A 21,478-nucleotide genomic window follows, 5' to 3' on the forward strand; every position below is an offset into this window, starting at 1 on the left:
ATGCTGATGCGTTATCAGCCGCTGCATAGGCAGTAACCATTTTCAACAAAATAAGACCAAAAGCTGTTCATTAGAATGGCTTTTGTATTTTTACAGCCTCACACCTCGTATGGAAAATAAACCTATTGCCGGCCGGCTTAAGCTTTTAGCGCAACTGATGGAACTGCATGAGCAGAACGCATTCAAGATCCGTTCGGTGGCCAATGCGGCCTTTAAGGTGGATAAACTGCCTTTTAAGCTTGCCGGTAAAAGCATCGAGGAGATGAACCAGATCGATGGGATCGGCAAAAGCATATCGGCCTACATCACAGAGTTACTGGATACCGGCTCCATTGCCGACCTGGAGGACCTGCTCAAGGCCACACCTGATGGCGTGGTAGAGATGCTGCACATCAAAGGCATAGGTCCAAAAAAGGTAGCCATCATTTGGAATCAGTTAGGTATCGAGAACACTGGCGAGTTATATTACGCCTGCAACGAGAACCGCCTGGTAGAGGCCAAAGGTTTTGGCATCAAGACCCAGGACGAGATCAAACGCGCCCTGGAGTTCAGGATGGCCAGCAACGGTAAGTTCCTTTATGCACAGGCCAAACACGAGGCACACGAGCTCATGACCTTGCTTAAAGGTATGTTCCCCGGAGCGTTGCTTGAATTTGCGGGCGATTATCGCCGCTGCTGCGATGTGATATCTGAACTGAACATCGTATTAGGGACCCGAGATGCGGAGATGGGCCTGAATAACCTGAGCACCTCTGCCCTGTTACAAAATATCACCGTGAACAGCGACCATATCAACGGCGAAACCGCTAATGGGCTGCTGGTAGATATTCAGGTGACCGAAAAACGCTTCTTTTATCTCGAGTTGTTCAAAGCCACTGGCAGCGATGACCATGTGAAAGCTGTGCAGGCCCGGTTGAATGATATCGTTGACCAGCCCGACAGCGAGGAGTTCATCTACAAGAAAGCGAGCTTGCCTTGGATACCACCTGAATTGCGGGAAGGTGACAGCTTCATGAACAAGGCCATCCTCCCCGACCTGATCGATGTTTACGACCTTAAGGGTTCAATACACAACCACAGTACCTGGAGCGATGGTATCAACACCCTGAAAGAAATGGCCCTGTACTGCCGCGACGAGATGAAGCTGGAGTACCTGGGTATTTGTGACCATAGCAAAAGCGCGGTGTACGCCAAAGGCCTCAGCATTGAGCGCGTGTTGCAGCAACATGAGGAGATAGACCGACTGAACCAGGAACTCGACGGCTTCCATATATTTAAAGGTATCGAGTCTGACATCCTGAACGATGGCTCGCTCGATTATCCTGACGAGATATTGGAACGCTTTGACCTCGTGGTAGCCTCGGTGCATTCGAACCTGAAAATGGATGTGGATAAGGCTACCGCCCGTATCATCAAGGCGGTAGAGAATCCTTATACTACTATATTAGGTCACCCTACGGGCCGCTTATTGCTGAGCCGTAAAGGGTATGAGATAGACCACCAAAAAGTGATCGATGCCTGCGCCGCCAACGGCGTTGTGATCGAGATCAATGCCAACCCGCTCAGGCTCGATTTGGACTGGCGCTGGCATCAATATGCGATCGAGAAGGGCGTACTGCTATCCATTAATCCCGATGCGCACCGTGTAGAAGGCTTCAAAGACATGGAATTTGGTATACTGGCTGCCCGTAAAGGCGGCGTGACCAAGACCAATTGCCTGAACGCGTTATCATTAGAACAGATCACCGCTTACCTGGCAGAGCGCCGCACTAAACGATCAGCCAAATGAGGGATAATTTAGAAGCACAGCTCCTGCACAAGATCACCGACCTGGCCACCTTGCAAGGCCGGGTGAAGGACTGGCAACAGAACGGTCAAAAGGTGGTGTTTACCAATGGCGTTTTTGATCTGTTGCACATTGGGCACCTCACCTACATGGCCAAAGCTGCCGAAATGGGCGATAAACTTATCATTGGCCTCAATGCCGACAGTTCGGTGAAACGCCTCAAAGGCCCTGACCGACCGGTAAATGGTCAGGACAGCCGGGCCATGCTGCTCGCTGCACTGTATTTTGTGGATGCGGTGGTATCGTTCGAGGAGGATACCCCACTTGAACTGATCAAAGCCCTGTTACCCGACATCTTGGTAAAAGGTGCTGATTATGCCATTGAGAATATAGTTGGCGGTAAAGAGGTATTGGCCAATGGCGGTGAGGTCAAGACCATCACTTTTGTAGAAGGGTATTCTTCTACCTCGATCATCCAAAAGATCCGCAACCAATTAGGTCAATAGCACGCTGAACATGAAGATACTGGTGATCCGCTTCAGCTCCATGGGTGACATTATATATACCACTCCGGTGGTACGCTGTCTGAAACAGCAATTGCCCAATGCCGAAGTGCATTTCCTGACCAAGCCAGCGTTTCGCTACATTTATGACAACAATCCGTACGTAGATAAGCTGTTGCTCTTGCAGCCCACCCTCGGCCAATCCATTGCCGATATCAAGGCCGAAGGTTACGACCTTATCGTCGACCTCCACAGCAACCTGCGCACCAGCATCATCAAGCTGCGCACCGGCATACGCTCGTACACGTATGACAAGCAGCGCCTGCGCAAATGGCTCAGCCTAAAGTTCAATTTAAAGCTGGTACCACCCGTACACCTGGTGGATCGTTACCTGAAAGCTGTGGCGCCTTTAGGTGTAGTGAACGATGGCCAGCCGATCAACTATTACATCAAGAACCAATATCAACTGACCGATCTGCTGCCGGCCTCTCACCTGCAGGGCTATGTGGCTTTTGTGATAGGTGCCACACACAACACCAAGCGTATGCCTAACCATAAGATCATCAGCATATGCAATCAGATCAGCAAACCGATAATATTATTAGGCGGTAATGATGTAAAAGCCAATGGAGATGAGATCACAAATGCCGTTAGCGCAAGAGTTTATAACGCGTGTGGCGTCACCACACTGGACGAGTCGGTGTTTTTAGTATCACAGGCAGATAGCTTATTAGGTTTTGATACCGGGCTTACCCACATCGCCGAAGCATTTGATATACCTATCGCTTCCATTTGGGGAAGTACGGTACCTGAGCTTTTAGGCGTACAGCCTTATATGGTGAAACGGTCGTTGGTTGCCGGAGTTGAACTGCCGTGCCGTCCCTGCTCTAAATTCGGGCAGGAGAAATGCCCGCTCGGTCACTTCAAATGTATGAACGATATGCCCGAGCTACCGCTGATCACCTTCGCGGAGCAGAAGAACGCGTAATGGTCACTTTATAATTGTACTGGCAAATGCCTACATTTATTCTTGTATGAAGAAGCTACTATTGATACGTCATGCCGAAGCGGTATCCAGTTCTAACGATGGCGATATGGGTCGCCAGTTATCGGCACGGGGTGAAGCTGATGTGCAGGCTTTGGTGCAAAAGCTACAGGCTACGGGCAACGTACCGCAGTACTTTGTCAGCAGTCCATCGGTACGCACCATTAAAACAGCTACCACGCTTGCTCAGCAGTTGGGTGCACCTTCACCGCTATTAGCACCTGCTATATATGAGGCCAGCGAAAAGGCATTGTTAAAGACCATCAACCATTTTTCAGACCAGTATGACTTTGTGGCCATGGTAGGTCACAATCCGGGTATTGCTTACCTATTACTCAACCTTACCGAAAAAGTTCGTGATGTGCTTCCCTGCACGGCCATATTGGTAGTTTTCGAAGATGTTGACAGCTGGCAGGAAGTGACCCATGGCTCGGGGGTGATCACTTACTATACAACACCTGGTCACTCCTAAGGTGATCTTGAAACAGCCAAACATATCTCTTTCCGGGCCTGACGATTGGACTATCCGATCACATACATCTTACCGGGCTTGGCGCTTATGTAGCCCTGCATCTCCATGTTGAGCAGGTCCATGGCCAGTTTGCTCAACGGCATACTCAGCTTGATAGCCAGATCATCTATGCTTACCGGCGCCTTGGCGTGTTGCAAAATATCCCAAATATTCCTTTCATCAGCGGTGAGGTCAATTGGCAGCGCGAACTGTTTGGCCTTGGGTTTGGCAGCGTTATCTTTTTCGGTGTCCCAACCCATCAAGTGGGCCAGGTCGGCCGCACAGGTCAACAAGCCCGCTTTGTTGTGCCTGATCAGGAAATTGCATCCCTCCGAATACTCATCGGTGATACGACCGGGAAAAGCGAACACATCACGGTCGTAAGAGTTGGCTATCTCGGCCGTGATCAAAGCGCCCCCCTTGATACCTGCCTCGATCACCACTGTAACATCGGCCATACCGGCCACAATGCGGTTACGCGCAGGGAAGTTCTCGCGATCAGGCTTAGTGCCCGATGGGTACTCGGTGAGCAACCCACCGTTCAGCAACATCTTATCGGCCGTTTGTCGGTTCTGGCTCGGGTATAAGCGGTCTAACCCATGGCCTAAAACACCTACCGTAGGCAATTCTGCTCGCAAGCTTTCCTTATGTGCGGCCACATCTATACCAGCGGCAAGCCCGCTCACGATCAGTACGCCGTATTGTTGCAGGTCGTCGATCAGTTGCTTACACAAGGCCCGGCCGTAGTCGGTCGCGTTACGGGTTCCTACGATGCTTACTGCGCGGCGGTTGTTCAGATCGGCGTTGCCTTTACTATATAATAAAATGGGGGCGTCATTACAGTTCTTAAGCCGCTTGGGATAGCGCTCATCGGTATAAAAGATCACATCGATCCCATGCTTCTTTACATAAGCTTCTTCAGCTTCGGCACGTTCCAGTGCCTGGGGTAGGTTGAGCTGCTCAATGATCCTGCTGCCAATGCCCGGCACTTTGGCGAAACGTGCCGCAGGCACCTCAAAAATTTTTTCGGGATGGCCAAAATAAGCCAGTAGTGATCTTGATAAGGTTGGGCCTATGCCTTTAATAAAGGTGAGTGCCAATTGGTGTTTAAGTGACATAAAAACGCGGCGCCACCAAAGTACAAAAACATATTACCCTTTAGGGTGAAAAAATTTTTTCTGAAAAAGGGCCGTTTCACGCTAAAAAGAGCACTCAACTACACAAATAGTTTGCAAACTATAAAAATAGTAGTATTTTCGTGTATTCGAACTATAAAAACAGTTGACCAACTATTCGGATAGTTTACCCAAACTACTGATATAGTTAGGGTTTTGGACCAAAAGAACGTATGAAAGAATTGACTAAAGCAGAGGAAGAAGTAATGCAGATCCTATGGAAACTGAAAGAGGGCATAGTGAAGCAGATACTGGAGAAAATGCCGGGCGACCCCAAGCCAGCGTACAACACAGTAAGCACGGTGGTGCGCGTATTGGAGACCAAAGGATTTGTTGACCACAAAGCCTACGGTAACTCCCATGTGTACTTCCCTATCGTGAGCGAGGAAGATTACAAGAAGTTCGCTTTTGACAAAGTGATCAAGAGCTACTTCAACAACTCGTACAAAAGCCTGGTGTCATACCTGGTAAAAGAACAGAAACTTAACCTGAGCGAACTGGCAGAGCTGATCCTATTGGCCGAGCGCAGCCGCAAAAAGACCAACAACGATGAGTAATTGGATGCGCTATTTGCTTGAGGCCAATGCTTACCTGTGCGTAAGCTACGGCCTCTATTGGCTACTGCTACGCAAGCAAACCTTTTACACCGCCAACAGGACATATCTGCTCCTGAGCATAATGGTGTGCTTTGCGCTGCCAGCCATAAAAGTGAGCTTTGAACCGGTAACCTCAGCAATGAAGGACCCGGTGGCTAAGGCGTCGACCATGGTCGTGCATGCTGATCAGCGCTCCACTACCCTATCGCAGCCGCCCGTTGTAAAGCCATTTAAAGCCGCTAAGGCGATCTATTTGCTTGGATGCGCATCAACGCTCGTCTTAACATCGATGAGGCTTTACAGCGTCTTAAAATTGATCGCTGGCAGGAAGGTGTATGTTATGGGAAATTATACGGTCGTTAAGGTCGCTAACGCGAAGGTTCCATTCTCATTTCTGCACTACATGTTCGTGAGCGATGAGGCCGATGTGGATGAGACCATACTGCGCCACGAATGCGTGCACATGCGGCAAAATCACAGCATTGATATTCTGATCACAGAAGCACTGAAAGCGCTGTGCTGGTTCAACCCGGTGGTATACCTGCTGCAGAACAGCCTGAAGGCGGTGCACGAGTACGAGGCCGACCGCTGTGCCGCGCTTGATGAGACCGACCGCTATGTGGATCTGCTGATCGGGCAGGCCTGCCTAAGCAGCGGCATCCCGCTCACCAGCGATTTTTCTGATACGAAACTTTTAAAAACCAGAATAATGAAGCTCTATCAAAAACGCTCAGGTAGGTTAGCCAGGCTAAACTACCTTGCAGCACTACCCCTATCGGTAGGGATGCTCCTCGCATCCTCAGCTGCTTTCAGCAAAGATCACAGTTTGATCACCGTTCATTTGGTCGGCAGTGGATCACCAACAACAACCCACTATCGATCAAAGTATTTTGACTCAAAACATGAAGTATCTGTCGATATTGAAAAAGCGACCGTTCGGAATATTTTAATGACACCTGGCTACAAAGGGCCTGTCAAATTTCCACCACCAATGACAACGAGAGATACTAACCAAAAAGGTCCTATTAAGTTCCCGCCTCCGAGCCAGGTAAAACACAGAGAAAAAAGCAATGTTAAGTTCCCGCCACCGGCGATCGATCGTGGCATTGAAGCATCCAGCTCGTCAAAAGCAAGTGCCATACCTAGTGCTGAGGGTGTTGTTCCGCCCCCACCGCCGCCGCCTGCTTTGCCAAGATCATCAAAAGCACGTGCTATAAGAGGCAAGAATGGCTCCATTCCACCGCCCCCACCGCCGGTATCATCAAGAATACGCGCTACACCTAACAGCGATGGTTCGATCCCGCCGCCGCCACCGCCGCCGAGCACACAGCCGTCATCAACGAAAGCAAAAAAGCACGGCAAAACTAAGCATACCTGATCGTTGATGTAACATACTACAATAAGCTGATAACTATCAAATTAATTTCTCGCCCCCCCAAAAAAAAGTAATTGATCAGATAGAAAACGAACTACCCTTTTACGTAGATGACCTGCTTGGTCTCGAAGAACTCTTCCTCAAAATAGTTCTTCAGGAAGTATTGCTGAACGGCCAAACCCGATTCGGCAATTTCCTGTTCAAGGTCTCCCCCCTTCAAATACAGGATCCCGCTGGGTAAAGTGTTCTTCGCGCTTTTGGTGAATTTTCCTTTCACCCATGGATAAAAATCCTTCAACTGCGTTACCGCACGCGATACCACAAAATCGAATTTACCAGGCACTTGTTCGGCCCTCGAATGAGTAGCTTTAAGGTTGGTCAAACCAATTGCCGACGATACCTCGGTGACCACTTTGATCTTTTTACCGATACTATCCACCAAATGGAACTGCGTTTCAGGGAACATGATAGCCAGCGGCACGCCGGGGAATCCCCCACCGGTGCCTACGTCAAGCACCTGCTCGCCAGGCAAAAAGCGCATCACCTTAGCAATGCCCAATGAATGAAGCACATGGCGCTCGAAAAGCGAATCCATATCCTTGCGCGAGACCACGTTGATCTGCTGATTCCAGTATGGGTATAACTCGCCCAACTGTGCATACTGTTCTTGCTGACGGGCGGTCAGCTCCGGAAAATATTTGGTAACGATACCAGCGTCCATCTATCGCTCTATACGGTTTATGATATTGCCTAACAAGTATTTGGCCCTGAACAATTGTGCTTTAACGGTGCCCAGCGGCAGGTCGAGCTGCTGGGCGATCTCCTCGTACGAGAGCTCGTCAAAATACCTCAGCGTGAGCAAATTACGGTACCTTGGCGGCAAGCTTTCGATCAGCACCTTTAACTCTTCCGACTGCTGTTTTTTGATAGATGACTCCTCTGGGTTCAGCGTATCGGCCTTTATCTGTAGCGGGCGCTCATCCTCCTCGTCGTTCATTTGGTTGATCGATACGGTGTTGAGCTTTTTCTTGCGTAAAAAGTCGATACAATTATTGGTGGCTACCCTGAACAGCCAGGTACTGAAGGCGTAGTCAGGCTGGTATTTGTCCAGTTTCTCGAAAGCCTTCGCAAAGGTCTCTACCGTGATATCCATCGCATCCTCGCGGTTATTCACCATTTTGAGCGACATGAAGTAGATCGAGTCCTTATAGCGCTGCATGAGGTCGGCATAAGCTTTTTGATTACCCTCCCTGGCTTTCAGCACCAATTGGTAGTCGTTCTTAGCGTTCTCGGTAAAGTTTGCGTTCACTTCCATTGGGTAGTTCGTGTAAAGGTTCCTATTAGGCCAAATATGTTAATGAATAAAAAATAAAGCACATCATAGAACGGCAGGAACCAGATCAGGCCCGTACCGGTAAGTTTTTTTGCTGAGCTGTGGTAGATCACGCCCTGCGTAAGCAACCGTAACAAGTAAGCCCCGCCAACAATGAACAAACCTATCGGCTGATCATACCTGAAATACAAGCAAAGCCCCAAAGCGATGTAGAAGAATGAGCCGCTAAGCGCCTCGAACGTGAGCATACGCCGGTGCTTGTTGCGGTACAGCCTGCCCACGCCCATGTGGCGACGCTTTTGCCTGAAGTACGCACCTATCCCGCGTTTGCTTTCAGTGTAAATGAACGAATCGGGGTGTATCTCGATCGCGGTATTGGTAGGCGTGGCGTTACTGTTCACAAAAAGATCATCATCACCGGCCATCACGTGCAGGTGCGATGCAAAGCCTTTGTTTTTGAAAAACAGCTCTTTAGTATAAGCTAAATTACGGCCGATGCCCATATATGCATCTTTTGCCAAGGCGGCCGAGAAGTAATTGATCGCGGTGTGCAAGGTCTCGAAACGGGTGAAAGCGTTGATAAAGCCACTACGGCGGGTATATGGCGAATACCCCAGAACGATCTCGGTACCGGGCTGAAAATTGGAAGCCATGCGCGCCACCCAATAAGGCGAAGCAGGCTGACAGTCAGCATCAGTGAATAGCAAGTGATCGTATCTGGCGGCTTTGATACCCATGGTCAAGGCGAACTTTTTGCCGGTCTTGAATCGGCGGTGTTCTGTAACAGTAACCAATTTAAGATGAGGATGTTTTCTGCTCAGCTCCTCAAGCACCTGTTCGGAACTATCGACCGAGCAATCGTTCACCACCACTACTTCAAAATTCGGATATCGTTGCTCCAATATCGCGGGCAGGTACAGGGCCAGATTCTCGGCCTCGTTGCGGGCACTGATGATGACCGAAATAGGCAGATCAACAGCAGATACATCGGTATCAGGCACCTGATAAGCGGCCAAACGGCGCTGGCGGATGAGCAAAAAACCCATTTGTGCTAAAAAACAGATCAGGAACAGAACTAATAAGGCCTGCGGTAAATATGGTGCCAACTCTTAAAAAATATGATGCGCAAATTTGTTAAAATTAAGCGACTTGACCGTCAAATACTTTCAATTAAGAAGGCTTCGCCCGCTTGCAGGCGCCCTATCGGGGCGCGGGGTTTGGGCAGGGGGTTTATTATTAGTAATTTTGCCTCATCAAAATGAAATTTGCTCTCACCGCTCAAGATAAACTCTCAAAGGCCCGCGCCGGCGAGATCACTACTGACCACGGCGTTATCCAAACGCCTATATTCATGCCTGTTGGCACCGCCGGAACGGTCAAGGCCGTACACCAGCGCGAACTAAAGGACGACATTAAAGCCCAGATTATTTTGGGCAATACTTACCACCTTTACCTGCGCCCGGGGTTAGAGACCCTGGAAAAGGCAGGTGGCCTGCACAAGTTCAATGGCTGGGACCGCCCTATTTTGACGGATAGTGGTGGTTATCAGGTATATTCATTAAGTAATGCCCGCAAGATTAAGGAAGAAGGTGTGACCTTCCGCTCGCACATTGATGGGTCCAAGCATTTGTTCACACCCGAGTCAGCTATGGACATCCAGCGGGTGATCGGTGCTGATATCATTATGGCATTTGATGAGTGCACGCCCTACCCTTGCGATTATGGCTACGCACGCCGTTCCATCGAGATGACGCACCGCTGGTTGAAGCGTTGCTGCGAGCGCGTGGATAGCACCGAGCCCAAATACGGCTACCATCAAAGCTTGTTCCCGATCGTGCAAGGATCTGTTTATAAGGACCTTCGCGAAAGATCGGCCGAAGTGATCGCCTCGTTCGGCCGTGAAGGGAATGCCATCGGTGGCCTGTCAGTAGGTGAGCCGGCCGAGGAGATGTACGCCATGACTGAACTGGTTTGTAACATACTACCGGCCGATAAGCCCCGCTACCTGATGGGCGTGGGTACGCCTGCTAACATATTGGAGAACATCGCTTTAGGTGTAGATATGTTCGACTGCGTGATGCCCACCCGTAATGCCCGCCACGGGTTACTGTTTACCCGTAACGGCATCCTGAACATGCGCAACGAGAAGTGGAAGAACGACATGAGCCCTATTGATGAGGAAAGCGACCTTTGGGTAGACCGCGAGCACAGCAAAGCTTACCTGCGTCACCTGATCGCCTCGGGCGAGTTATTGGGTGGTCAGATAGCCAGCTTGCACAACTTGCATTTTTATCTGTGGCTGGTGACCGAGGCACGCAATAAGATAATTAGCGGCGAGTTCTATAGCTGGAAGAACGCCATGGTCACCAAATTATCGCAACGCCTGTAATGTCTAACTTTTTGAACCGATACATCAAGATACTGGACTGGTACATCATTAAAAAGTACCTGGGCACGTTCGTGTTCACGCTTTCGCTGTTCCTGGTGATCATTGTGGTATTTGACGTTTCGGAGCACTTGGACGACTTTTTGAAAAGCAAGGCACCGTTGAGCGCCATCGTTTTCCAATATTACGGCGGCTACCTGCCCTACTATGCCAATATTCTGCTACCGCTGATCAACTTTTTGGCGGTGATATTCTTTACGGCCAAAATGGCCAACCAGACCGAGATCGTGCCCATTTTGAGTGGCAAAGTAAGCTTTAATCGCTTCCTGAGGCCTTATTTTATATCCTCCGGCGTCATCTTTATCGTTTTCTTTTTCGGTAACGTATATTTTATACCTTACACTAACCAGTTGAGTGTCAAGTATGCCAATACCTATACAAACGATACCGACCCCACATTGAAGCAGCTGCATATGCAGTTGGACAAACACACTTTCGTTTACCTCGAATCGTACGATAACGTTGTGCATTCGGGCTACAATTTCATGATGGAGAAATTCGACGGTGACGTGATCAAGGAGAAACTGACCGCCCCGCGTATCACTTACGACTCGCTTAAGCGCACCTGGTCATTGCTGGATGTGCAGGTACGGTATGTGAATGGCCTGAAGGAGCAATTCCTACAGATACCCCGTAAAGATACCACGCTGGACATGCGCCCATCCGATTTTGAGGCCAATAACGATATCAATACTAATATCTACAGAGCCATCCCAACTAAAGAACTGGCCAAACGGATAGAAAAAGAGAAGATACGCGGCACAGGCCGCTTGGTAGAATTACGCCTGGAGATGTTTAGGCGCTATGTTTACCCGTTCTCGGCCTTCGTGCTTACGCTGATCGGTGTGTCCATATCCTCGCGTAAGGTACGCGGTGGTATAGGTCTGCCTTTGGGTATAGGCATCTTGCTATGCTTTTTATATATCGTGATCGACCGGTTCGCTAACGTGTTCTCGCTCAAGGCTAACCTGCCGCCTATCATCGCGGTATTCATCCCTAACCTTTTATTCGGACTAACCGGGTTATATTTGCTGCGCAAAGCCCCTAAATAGTCTGCCGGCGTAGTGCTCTTGTGGTCGCGTAATAGATGCGATATACAGGGTATACGTCTTTATATTTCTTTACAGCTCAATGTCATCCAGTCAAAACGCATCTGCTCAACTTAATAAGAACCTGCTCATTCTGCACTTCACCGTTTTCATATGGGGTTTTACAGGCATACTGGGCAACCTGATCACTATGACCGCCGTTAACCTGGTGTGGTACCGGGTGCTGATCGCGTTCGCTACGCTGTTCCTGTACTTTAAATTCAATAAAAAGCATTTCAGCATCGATCGCAGCACCTTTCTGAAACTGATCCTCACCGGGGCGCTGGTGGGCGGGCACTGGATCTTGTTCTTTCAGGCCATCAAGGTATCCAATGTCTCGATCACGCTGGTGTGCCTATCTTCTACCACACTGTTCACGGCTATTTTTGAGCCGCTGATCAACCGTAAACCCATTTCTAAGCTCGAGATACTATCGGGCATACTGATCATTATAGGCATTGTCCTGATCTTTAAATTTGAAACACAGTACACCTTAGGTATCACGCTTGGGCTGCTTTGTGCGTCCGCATCGAGCCTGTTCTCTATCATCAATTCGCGCCAGGTCAAAACCACCCATCCTACCATCATTTCCTTTTATGAGCTGATCGGCGCGTTCTTTTGGATAACTATATATATGCTCCTTAGCGGAACGTTCACCGACCTGCAGATACCCCAGGGTGAAGACATTGGCTACCTGATCATTCTGGGCACTATATGTACTTCCCTGGCCTACGTTGCAGGGGTGTCGGTCATGCGCGAACTATCAGCTTTTAAAGTAGCCCTGATCACCAATCTGGAGCCTGTATACGGCATCGTTATGGCCTTTATGTTTTTCGGAGACCTGCATACCATGAGCATTGGCTTTTGGGCTGGCGCCGTGGTCATCCTGTCTACCATCTTCCTTTTTCCGGTGGTTCAGCGCAACATTGGGCGCCTTAAAAATCGCTGATCATTGGCTCATTCGAATGCTTGACCAGGACAAAAAAGCACGCTGCCGAGCTAAGTTCTACTTTGATCATTTCCACTGCTATGGCAGCGACACACTCAGTGTTACCACTGGCTATCGGACAAATTCGATACAATAAGCTCTTTGCTTTGCACCCGATTCAGGAGAAACCTCACATCAATAGTGAGCGCCTCATGTATTAAATTCTCTTAAGCTGTATAAGCCGGTCATCTAGTTTAAAGATGTGATGAGCACATCGTGATGATCCATTGTTGACGCCTGCCGTCGACCCAACTTCGCACATCTTATTTGTTGGTCGAATTTTTACCGACGATCTCTCTTGCCAGTCGAGCTTTACGGATCTTTAAACTTACCCACCGCCTCTCTTGCTCCGGCCGCTCATTTGTGCGTCTTATACCACGTCAACGATGGCATTGACCTAAACAAAACAGGGGTCAAGCGCCCACTATTTTCGACTTGCGACGTAAGACCCGCTCATTTGCGCTGACGCATTTTAAAGCCCTATGAGCACTCCAATTTTTTGGACACTGAAATGTACGTCTTAATGAAGATGATCCAGCACAGCCAATTTCTATTTCGAACTTAGTGTACGGTTCAACACCTCACATCTTGACTCTTCAACTCCTAAAAGTTTCTTTAAGCACGATGATTAAGAATAAAAACCTATTAAATTTATCATCATATAAATACTGAATACCAGTATTTTATAAATTCCAAATTATAATTTACTTGATTTACAAACGGTCGTTGAACATGCATAATGCTATTATTTTTAGCATATTTACTAAATGAATGATTTATAATTTAATAAAAACATGATTATCAGCTATTTATTTAAATCTAAATAAACTAATATTATCAGAAGGATTTTTCTTGCGAGGAAGCAAGATAGTGTACTGATGTCGTAAACCCCTAAACCTCAATTTTTACTTGAGGTACACGGCCTATTATCTTTTTGTATACGAATGCCTAAAGAACGGGCCGATCTTGATCAGGAAATTTAGTGGAACATTCCCCTCCTACTGGTATCTATTATGGTCGGCAGACGCGGTTCATCGATGAGAAATATGGAAATAACGTGTGCGATCTTTTTTGCATATTGTATAACAAAATTGCCGATCGCACCATGAGCTTTAAAACCATATTGGCTATCCTGATCACTATAGTGCTTACGGTGTTCATCATCCAGAACCAGGACGAAGCAACGTTCCATGTACTGTTCGGGACCATGACGACCTCTAAGATGACCGCACTGATCGGCGTTGCGCTGGGAGGTTTCATCCTGGGCGTCATTGTGGCCACACCGGGACGTAAGAAATATGAAGAGCGGGAAGAAGAGTACGACGAGGAAGAGGAGGAAGATGATGCACCACGCAGGCGTCCCGATACACTAAGTGACGAGGACAGAGATTATATCAGCTAACAGGACGTTAGTACCGATGGTATGTCCACCAAAAGAAAAAGCCTGACTTTCGTCAGGCTTTAGGGTTACAGATTTCTTTGATCTTGGCCACCGTGAGGTCGATCTCCTCGCGGGTGTTGTACTTGGAAAAGGAGAACCTTACTGCCGGCCGGTCAGGGTTGGCCCCGATGCCGTTGAGCACGTGAGATCCTATGTTGCTACCTGAGCTACAGGCACTGCCGCCCGATGCCGAGATGCCGGCGATGTCCAAACTGAACAACAGCATATCGGCCATCTCCATCTCCGGGAACGAAACGTTGAGCACGGTATACAAGCTCTTGGCCGGATCGGTCTCTCCGTTAAAGTGAATGCCTGGGATCTGCTCTAATTGAGCCATCATATAGCTTTTAAGGCCTTGTATATGCTCTTGATGAGCGGCCATGTCCGTATAGGCCATTTCTACGGCTTTAGCGAGCCCCACGATACCGTAGATGTTCTCGGTCCCCCCACGCATATTTCGTTCCTGAGAACCGCCGTATATCATCGGGTTTATCTTCACTTTGTGGTTGATGTATAAAAAACCTGTGCCTTTTGGGCCGTGAAGCTTATGCGCAGCACATACGATGAAGTGTGCTTTAAGCTTGCTCAGGTCGTGCGGATAGTGACCGAGCGTCTGCACCGTATCGCAATGATACAAGGCATTGTACTGCTCACACAGGTCGCCTACGCGCTCCATATCGGTTAGGGTACCCAACTCATTGTTGGCATGCATCAAGGATACAAAACTGCGCTCGTTGGTCTTTAACAACTCCTCTAAATGCTCATAATTCACGCTGCCTTTATCGTCAACGTCCACAAAACTGAGCTTGATCGTGCCATTCTTTTCCAGTGCCTCCAGGGTATGTACCACGGCATGGTGCTCAATGCGGCTGGTGATGGCATGCTTTAAACCGTGATCAATGATGCCACAACGGATGGCCGTATTGTCGGCCTCGGTACCGCCTGAGGTAAAAAAGATCTCGGCAGGTGAGGTATGCAACAGGTTAGCGACCGTTTTACGAGCCTTTTCGATCAGCGAGCGCGACTCGCGGCCATGCGCATGTATAGATGACGGATTACCATAATTACCTTCCATCACCTTCACCATCTCCTTCATCACTTCAGGGTCGATAGGCGTGGTAGCGGCATTATCGAGATATATTCTTTCGTTCATTAGTAGTTATATTTCCGTCATTGCGAGGAACGAAGCGATCTCTGAAATGTGTATGGCCATCAAGCCTACGCAGAGATCGCTTCGTTCCTCGCAATGACGTGTTTGGTCTTAATTATATATTTAAGATCCCCTTGATATCAGCAATGATCTGGTTAGCTAATGCATTGGCTTCCTGCTCGCCTGCTGCTTCAGAGTATATGCGGATGATCGGCTCGGTGTTAGACTTGCGCAGGTGTACCCATTGCTTGTCGAATTCGATCTTTAATCCATCGATCGTGCTGTGCGGCTGATCCATGTACTTTTCTTCCACTTTCACCAGCAGAGCATCGATATCCATGCCTGGTATAAGCTCGATCTTATTTTTGGAGATAAAATAGTTAGGGTAGCTGGCACGCAGGGCAGATATCGGCCCGTTGAACTTAGCCAGATGCGTTAGGAATAAAGCGATACCTGCCAGCGCGTCACGGCCGTAGTGCAACTCAGGGTAGATCACCCCTCCGTTACCTTCGCCACCGATCACGGCGTTCACCTCTTTCATCTTGGTCACCACGTTCACCTCTCCTACCGCAGCAGCATGATATTCGCCGCCGTGGGCCTCCGTCACATCGCGCAACGCACGGGTAGACGACAGGTTGGACACGGTATTACCCTTATGATACTTCAACACATGGTCGGCCACGGCCACCAGTGTATATTCTTCGCCAAATACGTTGCCATCTTCACAAACGAAGCACAGGCGGTCAACATCAGGGTCCACGGCTATACCCAGATCGGCCTTATGCTCCACCACCTGCTTGCGCAGTTCGGTCAGGTGCTCAGGTAGTGGTTCAGGGTTGTGCGGGAAGTGCCCGGTCGGTTCACAATACAACGGATGAATAGTATTCACACCTAATTGCTTTAACAAGGCAGGCACGAAGATCCCTCCTGTCGAGTTCACGGCATCCACCACTACGCTAAAGTTAGCGTTGCGGATGGCCTCCACATCAACTAATGGCAAGGCCAGTATTTGATCGATATGTTTTTGCAGGTAAGTATCATCAGCGGTAACGGTACCGAGCTCATCTACCTGAGCAAAATCTATCTCGCCGCTTTCAGCGATGCGCAACACTTCCTTTCCGTCCTGATCATTGATGAACTCGCCCGTGGCGTTCAATAATTTGAGGGCGTTCCATTGCTTAGGGTTGTGGCTAGCGGTAAGGATGATCCCTCCGGCAGCACCTTCGGCGGGTACGGCCACCTCCACAGTAGGCGTGGTAGACAGACCCAGATCGATCACATCGATGCCGAGGCCTTGAAGCGTACCGATCACCAGGTTGTTCACCATGGTGCCCGAAAGGCGGGCATCACGGCCCACCACGATCTTACGGATGCCGGTACGACCCATGGCCCACGCGCCGAAGGCTGCCGTGAACTTCACTACATCCAAAGGAGTTAGGCCATCGCCGGCGGCACCACCTATCGTTCCCCGTATGCCTGATATAGACTTAATTAATGTCAAAGCGGATAATGTTTTAAGTGTGCAAAAGTAAAAATTTATTAACTACGCGTCATATAAAACCGCCCGGTATTTATGCCAAGGGTAATTGGTTATATTTGCAGGCGTTTTCCATAACGTCATCGCGAGGAACGAAGCGATCCCGGAACTATGTATCGTTGTACATGCTTGACCAGAGATCGCTTCGTTCCTCGCGATGACGGATCACTTTTGAAGCACCGTGATGCCCGACCTGTTATTACAGTTAGACCGTAAGCTATTCTACTTCATTAATCATACGCTGGCCAACCCGGTGTTCGACGTGGTGATGCCGTGGCTACGCAACCCTAAATTCTGGATACCGGTATATATATTTATTATCGTGTTCACCATATGGCGCTACAAGAAGGCGGGCGTGATCCTGATCGTGACCTTGCTCATCACCGTTGGCGTGGCCGACCTTACCAGCGCAAGCCTGATCAAAAAACAGGTGCAACGTATGCGCCCCTGCCATGACGCCGTACTGGCGCCTACCATTACCAGCCGCGTGCCCTGCGGTACGGGGTACAGTTTCCCGTCTACCCATGCTACCGATCATTTCGCTATGTCGGTGTTCCTGGGAATGGCTTATCAAAACAAATGGCGCTGGGTGTGGTTGTGGGTGATATTGTGGGCCGCTATCGTTTGCTTTGCGCAAGTGTATGTAGGCGTCCATTTTCCGATAGATGTTACCGCGGGTGCGCTTTACGGCGGCTTGCTGGGGTTCTTATTTGCCCGCGTATTCAAAAGATCACAACCTCAGTTTTAAATGACCTGGTATCTACTTCTATTATTTTTTTGTGCCTTTTTTGGCGGCGTATCAGCGTTGTTCTTTAAGGGGAAGGATCATAAGCAACTTAAGCTCATCCTATCGTTCAGCGGTGCGTACCTGTTCGGTATCACCGTGCTACACCTCATACCCGAAGCCTATCACGGCAACGACCACCTGGTGGGTGTGTTCATATTGGCCGGCTTCGTTTTCCAGGTGATCTTAGAGCAATTCTCAGATGGTATAGAACATGGCCACATGCACCTACATCAACATGATAAGGTGGCTTTTCCGGTAGGGATCATGGTGAGCCTTTGTTTGCATGGTTTTTTAGAGGGCATGCCCCTTGCCGGCGGCCATAAGCAGGAACTGGTTTTCGGGATCGCGTTACATCATATACCGGCGGCGTTCGCGCTGGCCACGGTGTTAATGGCCAACCACCAAAGCAGGACCATGACCATCATGTTCGTTGGCCTATTTGCGGTGATGGCCCCTGCCGGTTACTTTTTTAGCGATGCGCTGAGCAATGGCGGCATCGGTAACCTGCAGCAATATTTTAACCGCATTATGGGTGTGGTGATCGGGATCTTCCTGCATATATCCACCACCATCTTATTCGAGGCCGGGCCTGATCATAAATTCAACCAGCGTAAACTGATCGCCGTATTACTGGGCGTGGGTATCGCACTGGCGGGCTTCGTGAGTGGGTTGTAAATAGCCCCATCCAAACCCTCCCCGGGAGGGAGGGCTTTAAAAGCTTGGCTTCGTTTAAAAGTCTCCCCTTCCGGGGAGATACAGAGGGGCCGTTGGTTCTTTTTCCTTACTTTAGCCGCATGAGCAAGCCTGATATACAAAAGTGGAAAGTACTGAAGGAAGAGGACGTTTCACCGAGCCCTTGGTTCCCGATTTTGAAGCATACCGTTGAACTGGCCAACGGAAAGATCGTTGACGATTATTATTTTTCTCCGCTGGGCAATGTGGTTCAAGTGCTGGCGCTAACTCCTCAGCATGAGGTGGTGTTGGTAAGGCAATATAAACACGCCCTGGGCGAGATCCTGCTCGAACTACCCGGAGGTATGCAGCAAAAAGGCAGAACTCTTATTCAGTCGGCTCTTAATGAGCTGGAAGAAGAAGTGGGCATAAAGGCTGAGGCCGATCAGCTGATCTCGATAGGTAAGATCACCAACAACCCCACCAAGACCAAGCAGATCACTTACGGCTATATCCTGTTCAATGCGGTGTTCAACTCGGAGCAAAAGCTGGACGAGACCGAGAACATAGAGGTACTGACCATGCCTGCACCGCAGGTATTGCAGCATGTAAAGGACGGCCTGATCTGGGTGACCGATTCGATGAACTTTATATTGAAGGCGGCCTTACAGTACCCAGAGATATTTGGTGTTTAAAACTCACTCAAACTACGAGTTCGCTCCATCCCATCATCTTCATCACCCTTACAAATTCAGCTTGCAGTGGCGCTTCAATGCTGACCTGCTCGTTGGAGACAGGGTGTGTGAACACTAATTGACGGGCGTGCAGCAGCATGGTGTTCATGTCCCACATTTCGGTAAAGAGCTTATTTTGTTTGTTACAGCCGTGCGTGCGATCGCCTATGATCGGGTGAAAGATGTGGGCAAAATGCTTGCGCAATTGATGCATACGCCCCGTGGTCGGGTTGGCCTGCACCACCGAATAGCGCGACGTAGGGTGCTTACCCAAAGCTACCGGCAACTCGGCACGGGCTAAGGTTGTGTAAGCGGTAAATGCCTCCTGTAGGGTACCGTTCTCCTTTCTCAGCCCATAGTCGATCTCGCCGCTATCAGGCGTATGGCCGCGCAGAATGGTCCAGTACGTTTTGTGCACTTCATTAGCGGCAAATTTTTGCTGCATGGCCACTTCAGTCGGTTTATCCAGGGCGAACAACAACACCCCTCCTGTCTTACGGTCTATGCGGTGAGCCGGGTATACCAGGCGGCCTAACTGATCACGCAGCAATTGCAAGGCGTATTCTTCGGCATCGGCCGCAATGCTGGAGCGGTGCACCAATAAACCGTGTGGTTTATTGATCGCCACTAAATGATCATCCTGGTATAGTATATTTAACATGGGGCTGCTAAATTACCAATTACTGCCCGCATGTGAATATGCCCACCATAATAACAGTAAACTAACTGAACTGATGATCTGTATATAATGTATATATACTTGCAAATATGAGCACCGAACTGAAAGATACCGCCGAGGGATTAGATCACCTCATCATTATAGCTAACGATGGCAAAAAAGGCTATGCCCAAGCCGCCGACATTGCTAACGACCCGATGCTGAAAGCCATGTTCACCCGCTATTCGGCCGAAAGAGCCGAATTTGTCGAGCAGCTGCAAACGTTGGTGGCCAGCATCGGCAAAACACCCGCTACAGGCGGCGGCCCGTTGGGCGCCTTGCACCGCGTATGGACCGACATTAAGGCTTCAGTAGTCACTAATGACGACCTTACGACCCTGAAAGAATGTATAGATGGGGATGAGACCGCCCTAAGTGCTTACAGATATGTATTGGATGAGCACGCACTTACCCCGGCACAGGCCGACATCTTGAAAGCACAGGTGGAACTGATCAATGATGCCTTGTTCTCCTTAAAGCAGGAACTGGATAAAGAACGTACAGCGTAATGGCTACCCTAACGGTACAAGAGCGTAAAAGCTCGGTGTGGTGGGCATTGCTCGTCAGTATCCTCATTACCGAGGGTATTGGTGCTACAGCGTCGTTCTTCACCATCCCTCAGATACCTGGCTGGTACAGTACGCTCACTAAGCCCTCTTTCACGCCGCCTAACGGCGTGTTCGGGCCGGTATGGGTAACGCTGTACCTGATGATCGCTGTAGCGGCATGGTTGGTATGGAAGCAGCACCATAACGACCTTAAATATCGCCGCACGCGCAACGTGTACCTGGTGCAGTTGCTGCTTAATTTCTCGTGGTCCATGGTTTTCTTTAGGCTCGAGAGCATTCTTGGAGGGTTGGTCGTGATCACCTTGCTTTGGTTCAGCATCATTGTCAACATCATATACTTTGCCCGGTATAGTAAAGTGGCCGCATGGTTATTGGTTCCCTATTTGTTGTGGGTGAGTTATGCCTCTATGCTAAATCTGTATATTTACATCCTCAACAGGTAAGAGTACGCATCTTTTTGCCTGTTGCAACATATCGCACCCGGATGAAAAAGATACTGTTCGCTGTCCTGCTATTTTTACTATCGGCCACTGCCTTTGCCGATACGGTAAGCATCAATAGATTTATCATTAAAGAAAATCCGTTCGCCCGGCAGGAGATCGCTGTGGTAGCCACCGATACGGCCGACCACATCCTCGAAAATGTGAACGGCCGTTTTGCCTTTACCATCAACGGCTTTAGCTATAACCTAAACTTCCAGAACGGGACGGCCTTTGTGCGCCAAAAGCTGGAAAAATCGAGCTTTATGTATGTAAAGCACGCTAACGAGAGCGGCACGCATTCGGTATTGTATTACGTGTACAAGAGCGACGATAAGCTTACCCCCATCCGCATCAGTTGGATGTGGCTGGTGGCCATACCGTTGCTTATCATGTTCGCGGGCTATTTGTTCAAGCGCTTTTTGGTGATCGCAGCGGTGATCCTGATCATCTTCATTTACTTTAACTACCATAACGGGTTAAGTATACCTACGTTCTTCGAAAGCATCTTCGACGGATTGAAGCACAGCTTGATGGGTTAACTT

Annotated in this window: 23 protein-coding genes; 16 read left to right on the forward strand and 7 right to left on the reverse strand. The window is 49.1% G+C overall.

The features are described from left to right. Positions 1 to 109 precede the first annotated feature (109 nt). Genes LLH06_RS15300 through LLH06_RS15315 form a run of 4 tightly spaced genes read left to right on the forward strand, consistent with a single transcriptional unit; the run spans position 110 to position 3,806 of the window. Complete coding sequence (locus tag LLH06_RS15300; protein WP_228170160.1) at positions 110 to 1,789, forward strand: DNA polymerase/3'-5' exonuclease PolX; 1,680 nt, start codon at positions 110 to 112, stop codon at positions 1,787 to 1,789. Next, positions 1,786 to 2,292, forward strand: coding sequence for a D-glycero-beta-D-manno-heptose 1-phosphate adenylyltransferase (rfaE2, locus tag LLH06_RS15305; RefSeq protein WP_228170161.1), 507 nt, complete (start codon positions 1,786 to 1,788; stop codon positions 2,290 to 2,292). The genes LLH06_RS15300 and rfaE2 overlap by 4 nt, the downstream gene beginning before the upstream one ends. Before the next feature lie 10 nt (positions 2,293 to 2,302). Further along, the gene (locus LLH06_RS15310) at positions 2,303 to 3,277 is read left to right on the forward strand and encodes a glycosyltransferase family 9 protein (RefSeq protein WP_228170162.1); all 975 of its coding nucleotides are present in this window, start codon (positions 2,303 to 2,305) and stop codon (positions 3,275 to 3,277) included. 46 nt (positions 3,278 to 3,323) lie between these two features. Further along, a complete protein-coding gene (locus tag LLH06_RS15315; protein WP_228170163.1) occupies positions 3,324 to 3,806 on the forward strand; it encodes a SixA phosphatase family protein in 483 nt (160 codons plus the stop codon). A 50-nt stretch (positions 3,807 to 3,856) separates the two neighbouring features. Here LLH06_RS15315 and dprA read toward each other — a convergent pair whose 3' ends face one another. Beyond that, the gene (dprA, locus tag LLH06_RS15320) at positions 3,857 to 4,963 is read right to left on the reverse strand and encodes a DNA-processing protein DprA (protein WP_228170164.1); all 1,107 of its coding nucleotides are present in this window, start codon (positions 4,961 to 4,963) and stop codon (positions 3,857 to 3,859) included. Positions 4,964 to 5,193: 230 nt separating this feature from the next. Here dprA and LLH06_RS15325 point away from each other — a divergent pair, with 230 nt between their 5' ends. Further along, positions 5,194 to 5,577, forward strand: coding sequence for a BlaI/MecI/CopY family transcriptional regulator (locus LLH06_RS15325; RefSeq protein WP_228170165.1), 384 nt, complete (start codon positions 5,194 to 5,196; stop codon positions 5,575 to 5,577). Beyond that, entirely contained in the window at positions 5,570 to 6,994 is a 1,425-nt protein-coding gene (locus LLH06_RS15330; RefSeq protein WP_228170166.1) for a M56 family metallopeptidase, read from the forward strand. Before LLH06_RS15325 ends, LLH06_RS15330 begins: the two co-directional genes overlap by 8 nt. A 91-nt stretch (positions 6,995 to 7,085) precedes the next feature. On the opposite strand, the gene rsmG is transcribed toward LLH06_RS15330, so the two are convergent. From rsmG to LLH06_RS15345, 3 genes are read right to left on the reverse strand one after another with little or no spacing between them, the layout of a single operon-like run. Next, complete coding sequence (rsmG, locus tag LLH06_RS15335) at positions 7,086 to 7,712, reverse strand: 16S rRNA (guanine(527)-N(7))-methyltransferase RsmG (protein ID WP_228170167.1); 627 nt, start codon at positions 7,710 to 7,712, stop codon at positions 7,086 to 7,088. Further along, positions 7,713 to 8,306, reverse strand: coding sequence for an RNA polymerase sigma factor (locus LLH06_RS15340; protein WP_228170168.1), 594 nt, complete (start codon positions 8,304 to 8,306; stop codon positions 7,713 to 7,715). Next, positions 8,297 to 9,430, reverse strand: coding sequence for a glycosyltransferase (locus LLH06_RS15345; protein WP_228170169.1), 1,134 nt, complete (start codon positions 9,428 to 9,430; stop codon positions 8,297 to 8,299). The genes LLH06_RS15340 and LLH06_RS15345 overlap by 10 nt, the downstream gene beginning before the upstream one ends. Positions 9,431 to 9,582: 152 nt before the next feature. Here LLH06_RS15345 and tgt point away from each other — a divergent pair, with 152 nt between their 5' ends. The 4 genes from tgt to LLH06_RS15365 all read left to right on the forward strand — a co-directional run bounded on the left by tgt (position 9,583) and on the right by LLH06_RS15365 (position 14,248). Further along, positions 9,583 to 10,713 (forward strand): tRNA guanosine(34) transglycosylase Tgt, encoded by a 1,131-nt coding sequence (tgt, locus tag LLH06_RS15350; protein WP_228170170.1) that lies wholly within the window; start codon positions 9,583 to 9,585, stop codon positions 10,711 to 10,713. After that, the gene (locus LLH06_RS15355; RefSeq protein WP_228170171.1) at positions 10,713 to 11,822 is read left to right on the forward strand and encodes an LptF/LptG family permease; all 1,110 of its coding nucleotides are present in this window, start codon (positions 10,713 to 10,715) and stop codon (positions 11,820 to 11,822) included. The genes tgt and LLH06_RS15355 overlap by 1 nt, the downstream gene beginning before the upstream one ends. 79 nt (positions 11,823 to 11,901) lie before the next feature. Next, complete coding sequence (locus tag LLH06_RS15360; RefSeq protein WP_228170172.1) at positions 11,902 to 12,807, forward strand: DMT family transporter; 906 nt, start codon at positions 11,902 to 11,904, stop codon at positions 12,805 to 12,807. A 1,144-nt stretch (positions 12,808 to 13,951) separates the two neighbouring features. After that, complete coding sequence (locus LLH06_RS15365; protein ID WP_228170173.1) at positions 13,952 to 14,248, forward strand: LapA family protein; 297 nt, start codon at positions 13,952 to 13,954, stop codon at positions 14,246 to 14,248. A gap of 52 nt (positions 14,249 to 14,300) precedes the next feature. On the opposite strand, the gene LLH06_RS15370 is transcribed toward LLH06_RS15365, so the two are convergent. Together LLH06_RS15370 and glmM are read right to left on the reverse strand one after the other, a co-directional pair. Beyond that, a complete protein-coding gene (locus LLH06_RS15370) occupies positions 14,301 to 15,440 on the reverse strand; it encodes a cysteine desulfurase family protein (RefSeq protein ID WP_228170174.1) in 1,140 nt (379 codons plus the stop codon). Between the two features lie 112 nt (positions 15,441 to 15,552). Continuing rightward, positions 15,553 to 16,938 carry a phosphoglucosamine mutase gene (gene glmM / locus LLH06_RS15375; protein ID WP_228170175.1) on the reverse strand — a complete coding sequence of 462 codons (1,386 nt, stop codon included), beginning with the start codon at positions 16,936 to 16,938 and terminating at the stop codon, positions 15,553 to 15,555. Positions 16,939 to 17,158: 220 nt separating this feature from the next. Between glmM and LLH06_RS15380 the strand changes: the two genes are divergently transcribed. From LLH06_RS15380 to LLH06_RS15390, 3 genes are all read left to right on the forward strand, one after another. Next, the gene (locus tag LLH06_RS15380; protein WP_228170176.1) at positions 17,159 to 17,722 is read left to right on the forward strand and encodes a phosphatase PAP2 family protein; all 564 of its coding nucleotides are present in this window, start codon (positions 17,159 to 17,161) and stop codon (positions 17,720 to 17,722) included. Beyond that, entirely contained in the window at positions 17,723 to 18,436 is a 714-nt protein-coding gene (locus LLH06_RS15385; protein ID WP_228170177.1) for a ZIP family metal transporter, read from the forward strand. A gap of 119 nt (positions 18,437 to 18,555) precedes the next feature. Next, positions 18,556 to 19,128, forward strand: coding sequence for an NUDIX hydrolase (locus tag LLH06_RS15390; protein ID WP_228170178.1), 573 nt, complete (start codon positions 18,556 to 18,558; stop codon positions 19,126 to 19,128). Between the two features lie 7 nt (positions 19,129 to 19,135). On the opposite strand, the gene LLH06_RS15395 is transcribed toward LLH06_RS15390, so the two are convergent. Beyond that, complete coding sequence (locus LLH06_RS15395) at positions 19,136 to 19,828, reverse strand: pseudouridine synthase (RefSeq protein WP_228170179.1); 693 nt, start codon at positions 19,826 to 19,828, stop codon at positions 19,136 to 19,138. Between the two features lie 107 nt (positions 19,829 to 19,935). Between LLH06_RS15395 and LLH06_RS15400 the strand changes: the two genes are divergently transcribed. From LLH06_RS15400 to LLH06_RS15410, 3 genes are read left to right on the forward strand one after another with little or no spacing between them, the layout of a single operon-like run. Beyond that, complete coding sequence (locus LLH06_RS15400; RefSeq protein WP_228170180.1) at positions 19,936 to 20,394, forward strand: ferritin-like domain-containing protein; 459 nt, start codon at positions 19,936 to 19,938, stop codon at positions 20,392 to 20,394. Beyond that, positions 20,394 to 20,897, forward strand: a complete 504-nt coding sequence (locus LLH06_RS15405; protein ID WP_228170181.1) for a TspO/MBR family protein — start codon at positions 20,394 to 20,396, stop codon at positions 20,895 to 20,897. The genes LLH06_RS15400 and LLH06_RS15405 overlap by 1 nt, the downstream gene beginning before the upstream one ends. Before the next feature lie 41 nt (positions 20,898 to 20,938). Beyond that, positions 20,939 to 21,475: a hypothetical protein gene (locus LLH06_RS15410; protein ID WP_228170182.1), complete on the forward strand. Its 537-nt coding sequence runs from the start codon at positions 20,939 to 20,941 to the stop codon at positions 21,473 to 21,475. Positions 21,476 to 21,478 lie beyond the last annotated feature (3 nt).

Origin of the sequence: Mucilaginibacter daejeonensis (genome assembly GCF_020783335.1) — a bacterium.
In the GTDB taxonomy this organism is placed as follows: domain Bacteria; phylum Bacteroidota; class Bacteroidia; order Sphingobacteriales; family Sphingobacteriaceae; genus Mucilaginibacter; species Mucilaginibacter daejeonensis.

What these genes read in the sequence shown, in the direction of transcription:
- LLH06_RS15300 (WP_228170160.1), top strand. Translation starts at nt 110, where the DNA reads ATGGAAAATAAACCTATTGCCGGCCGGCTTAAGCTTTTAGCGCAACTG.
- rfaE2 (WP_228170161.1), top strand. Translation starts at nt 1,786, where the DNA reads ATGAGGGATAATTTAGAAGCACAGCTCCTGCACAAGATCACCGACCTG.
- LLH06_RS15310 (WP_228170162.1), top strand. Translation starts at nt 2,303, where the DNA reads ATGAAGATACTGGTGATCCGCTTCAGCTCCATGGGTGACATTATATAT.
- LLH06_RS15315 (WP_228170163.1), top strand. Translation starts at nt 3,324, where the DNA reads ATGAAGAAGCTACTATTGATACGTCATGCCGAAGCGGTATCCAGTTCT.
- dprA (WP_228170164.1), bottom strand. Translation starts at nt 4,963, where the DNA reads ATGTCACTTAAACACCAATTGGCACTCACCTTTATTAAAGGCATAGGC.
- LLH06_RS15325 (WP_228170165.1), top strand. Translation starts at nt 5,194, where the DNA reads ATGAAAGAATTGACTAAAGCAGAGGAAGAAGTAATGCAGATCCTATGG.
- LLH06_RS15330 (WP_228170166.1), top strand. Translation starts at nt 5,570, where the DNA reads ATGAGTAATTGGATGCGCTATTTGCTTGAGGCCAATGCTTACCTGTGC.
- rsmG (WP_228170167.1), bottom strand. Translation starts at nt 7,712, where the DNA reads ATGGACGCTGGTATCGTTACCAAATATTTTCCGGAGCTGACCGCCCGT.
- LLH06_RS15340 (WP_228170168.1), bottom strand. Translation starts at nt 8,306, where the DNA reads ATGGAAGTGAACGCAAACTTTACCGAGAACGCTAAGAACGACTACCAA.
- tgt (WP_228170170.1), top strand. Translation starts at nt 9,583, where the DNA reads ATGAAATTTGCTCTCACCGCTCAAGATAAACTCTCAAAGGCCCGCGCC.
- LLH06_RS15355 (WP_228170171.1), top strand. Translation starts at nt 10,713, where the DNA reads ATGTCTAACTTTTTGAACCGATACATCAAGATACTGGACTGGTACATC.
- LLH06_RS15360 (WP_228170172.1), top strand. Translation starts at nt 11,902, where the DNA reads ATGTCATCCAGTCAAAACGCATCTGCTCAACTTAATAAGAACCTGCTC.
- LLH06_RS15365 (WP_228170173.1), top strand. Translation starts at nt 13,952, where the DNA reads ATGAGCTTTAAAACCATATTGGCTATCCTGATCACTATAGTGCTTACG.
- LLH06_RS15370 (WP_228170174.1), bottom strand. Translation starts at nt 15,440, where the DNA reads ATGAACGAAAGAATATATCTCGATAATGCCGCTACCACGCCTATCGAC.
- LLH06_RS15380 (WP_228170176.1), top strand. Translation starts at nt 17,159, where the DNA reads ATGCCCGACCTGTTATTACAGTTAGACCGTAAGCTATTCTACTTCATT.
- LLH06_RS15385 (WP_228170177.1), top strand. Translation starts at nt 17,723, where the DNA reads ATGACCTGGTATCTACTTCTATTATTTTTTTGTGCCTTTTTTGGCGGC.
- LLH06_RS15390 (WP_228170178.1), top strand. Translation starts at nt 18,556, where the DNA reads ATGAGCAAGCCTGATATACAAAAGTGGAAAGTACTGAAGGAAGAGGAC.
- LLH06_RS15395 (WP_228170179.1), bottom strand. Translation starts at nt 19,828, where the DNA reads ATGTTAAATATACTATACCAGGATGATCATTTAGTGGCGATCAATAAA.
- LLH06_RS15400 (WP_228170180.1), top strand. Translation starts at nt 19,936, where the DNA reads ATGAGCACCGAACTGAAAGATACCGCCGAGGGATTAGATCACCTCATC.
- LLH06_RS15405 (WP_228170181.1), top strand. Translation starts at nt 20,394, where the DNA reads ATGGCTACCCTAACGGTACAAGAGCGTAAAAGCTCGGTGTGGTGGGCA.
- LLH06_RS15410 (WP_228170182.1), top strand. Translation starts at nt 20,939, where the DNA reads ATGAAAAAGATACTGTTCGCTGTCCTGCTATTTTTACTATCGGCCACT.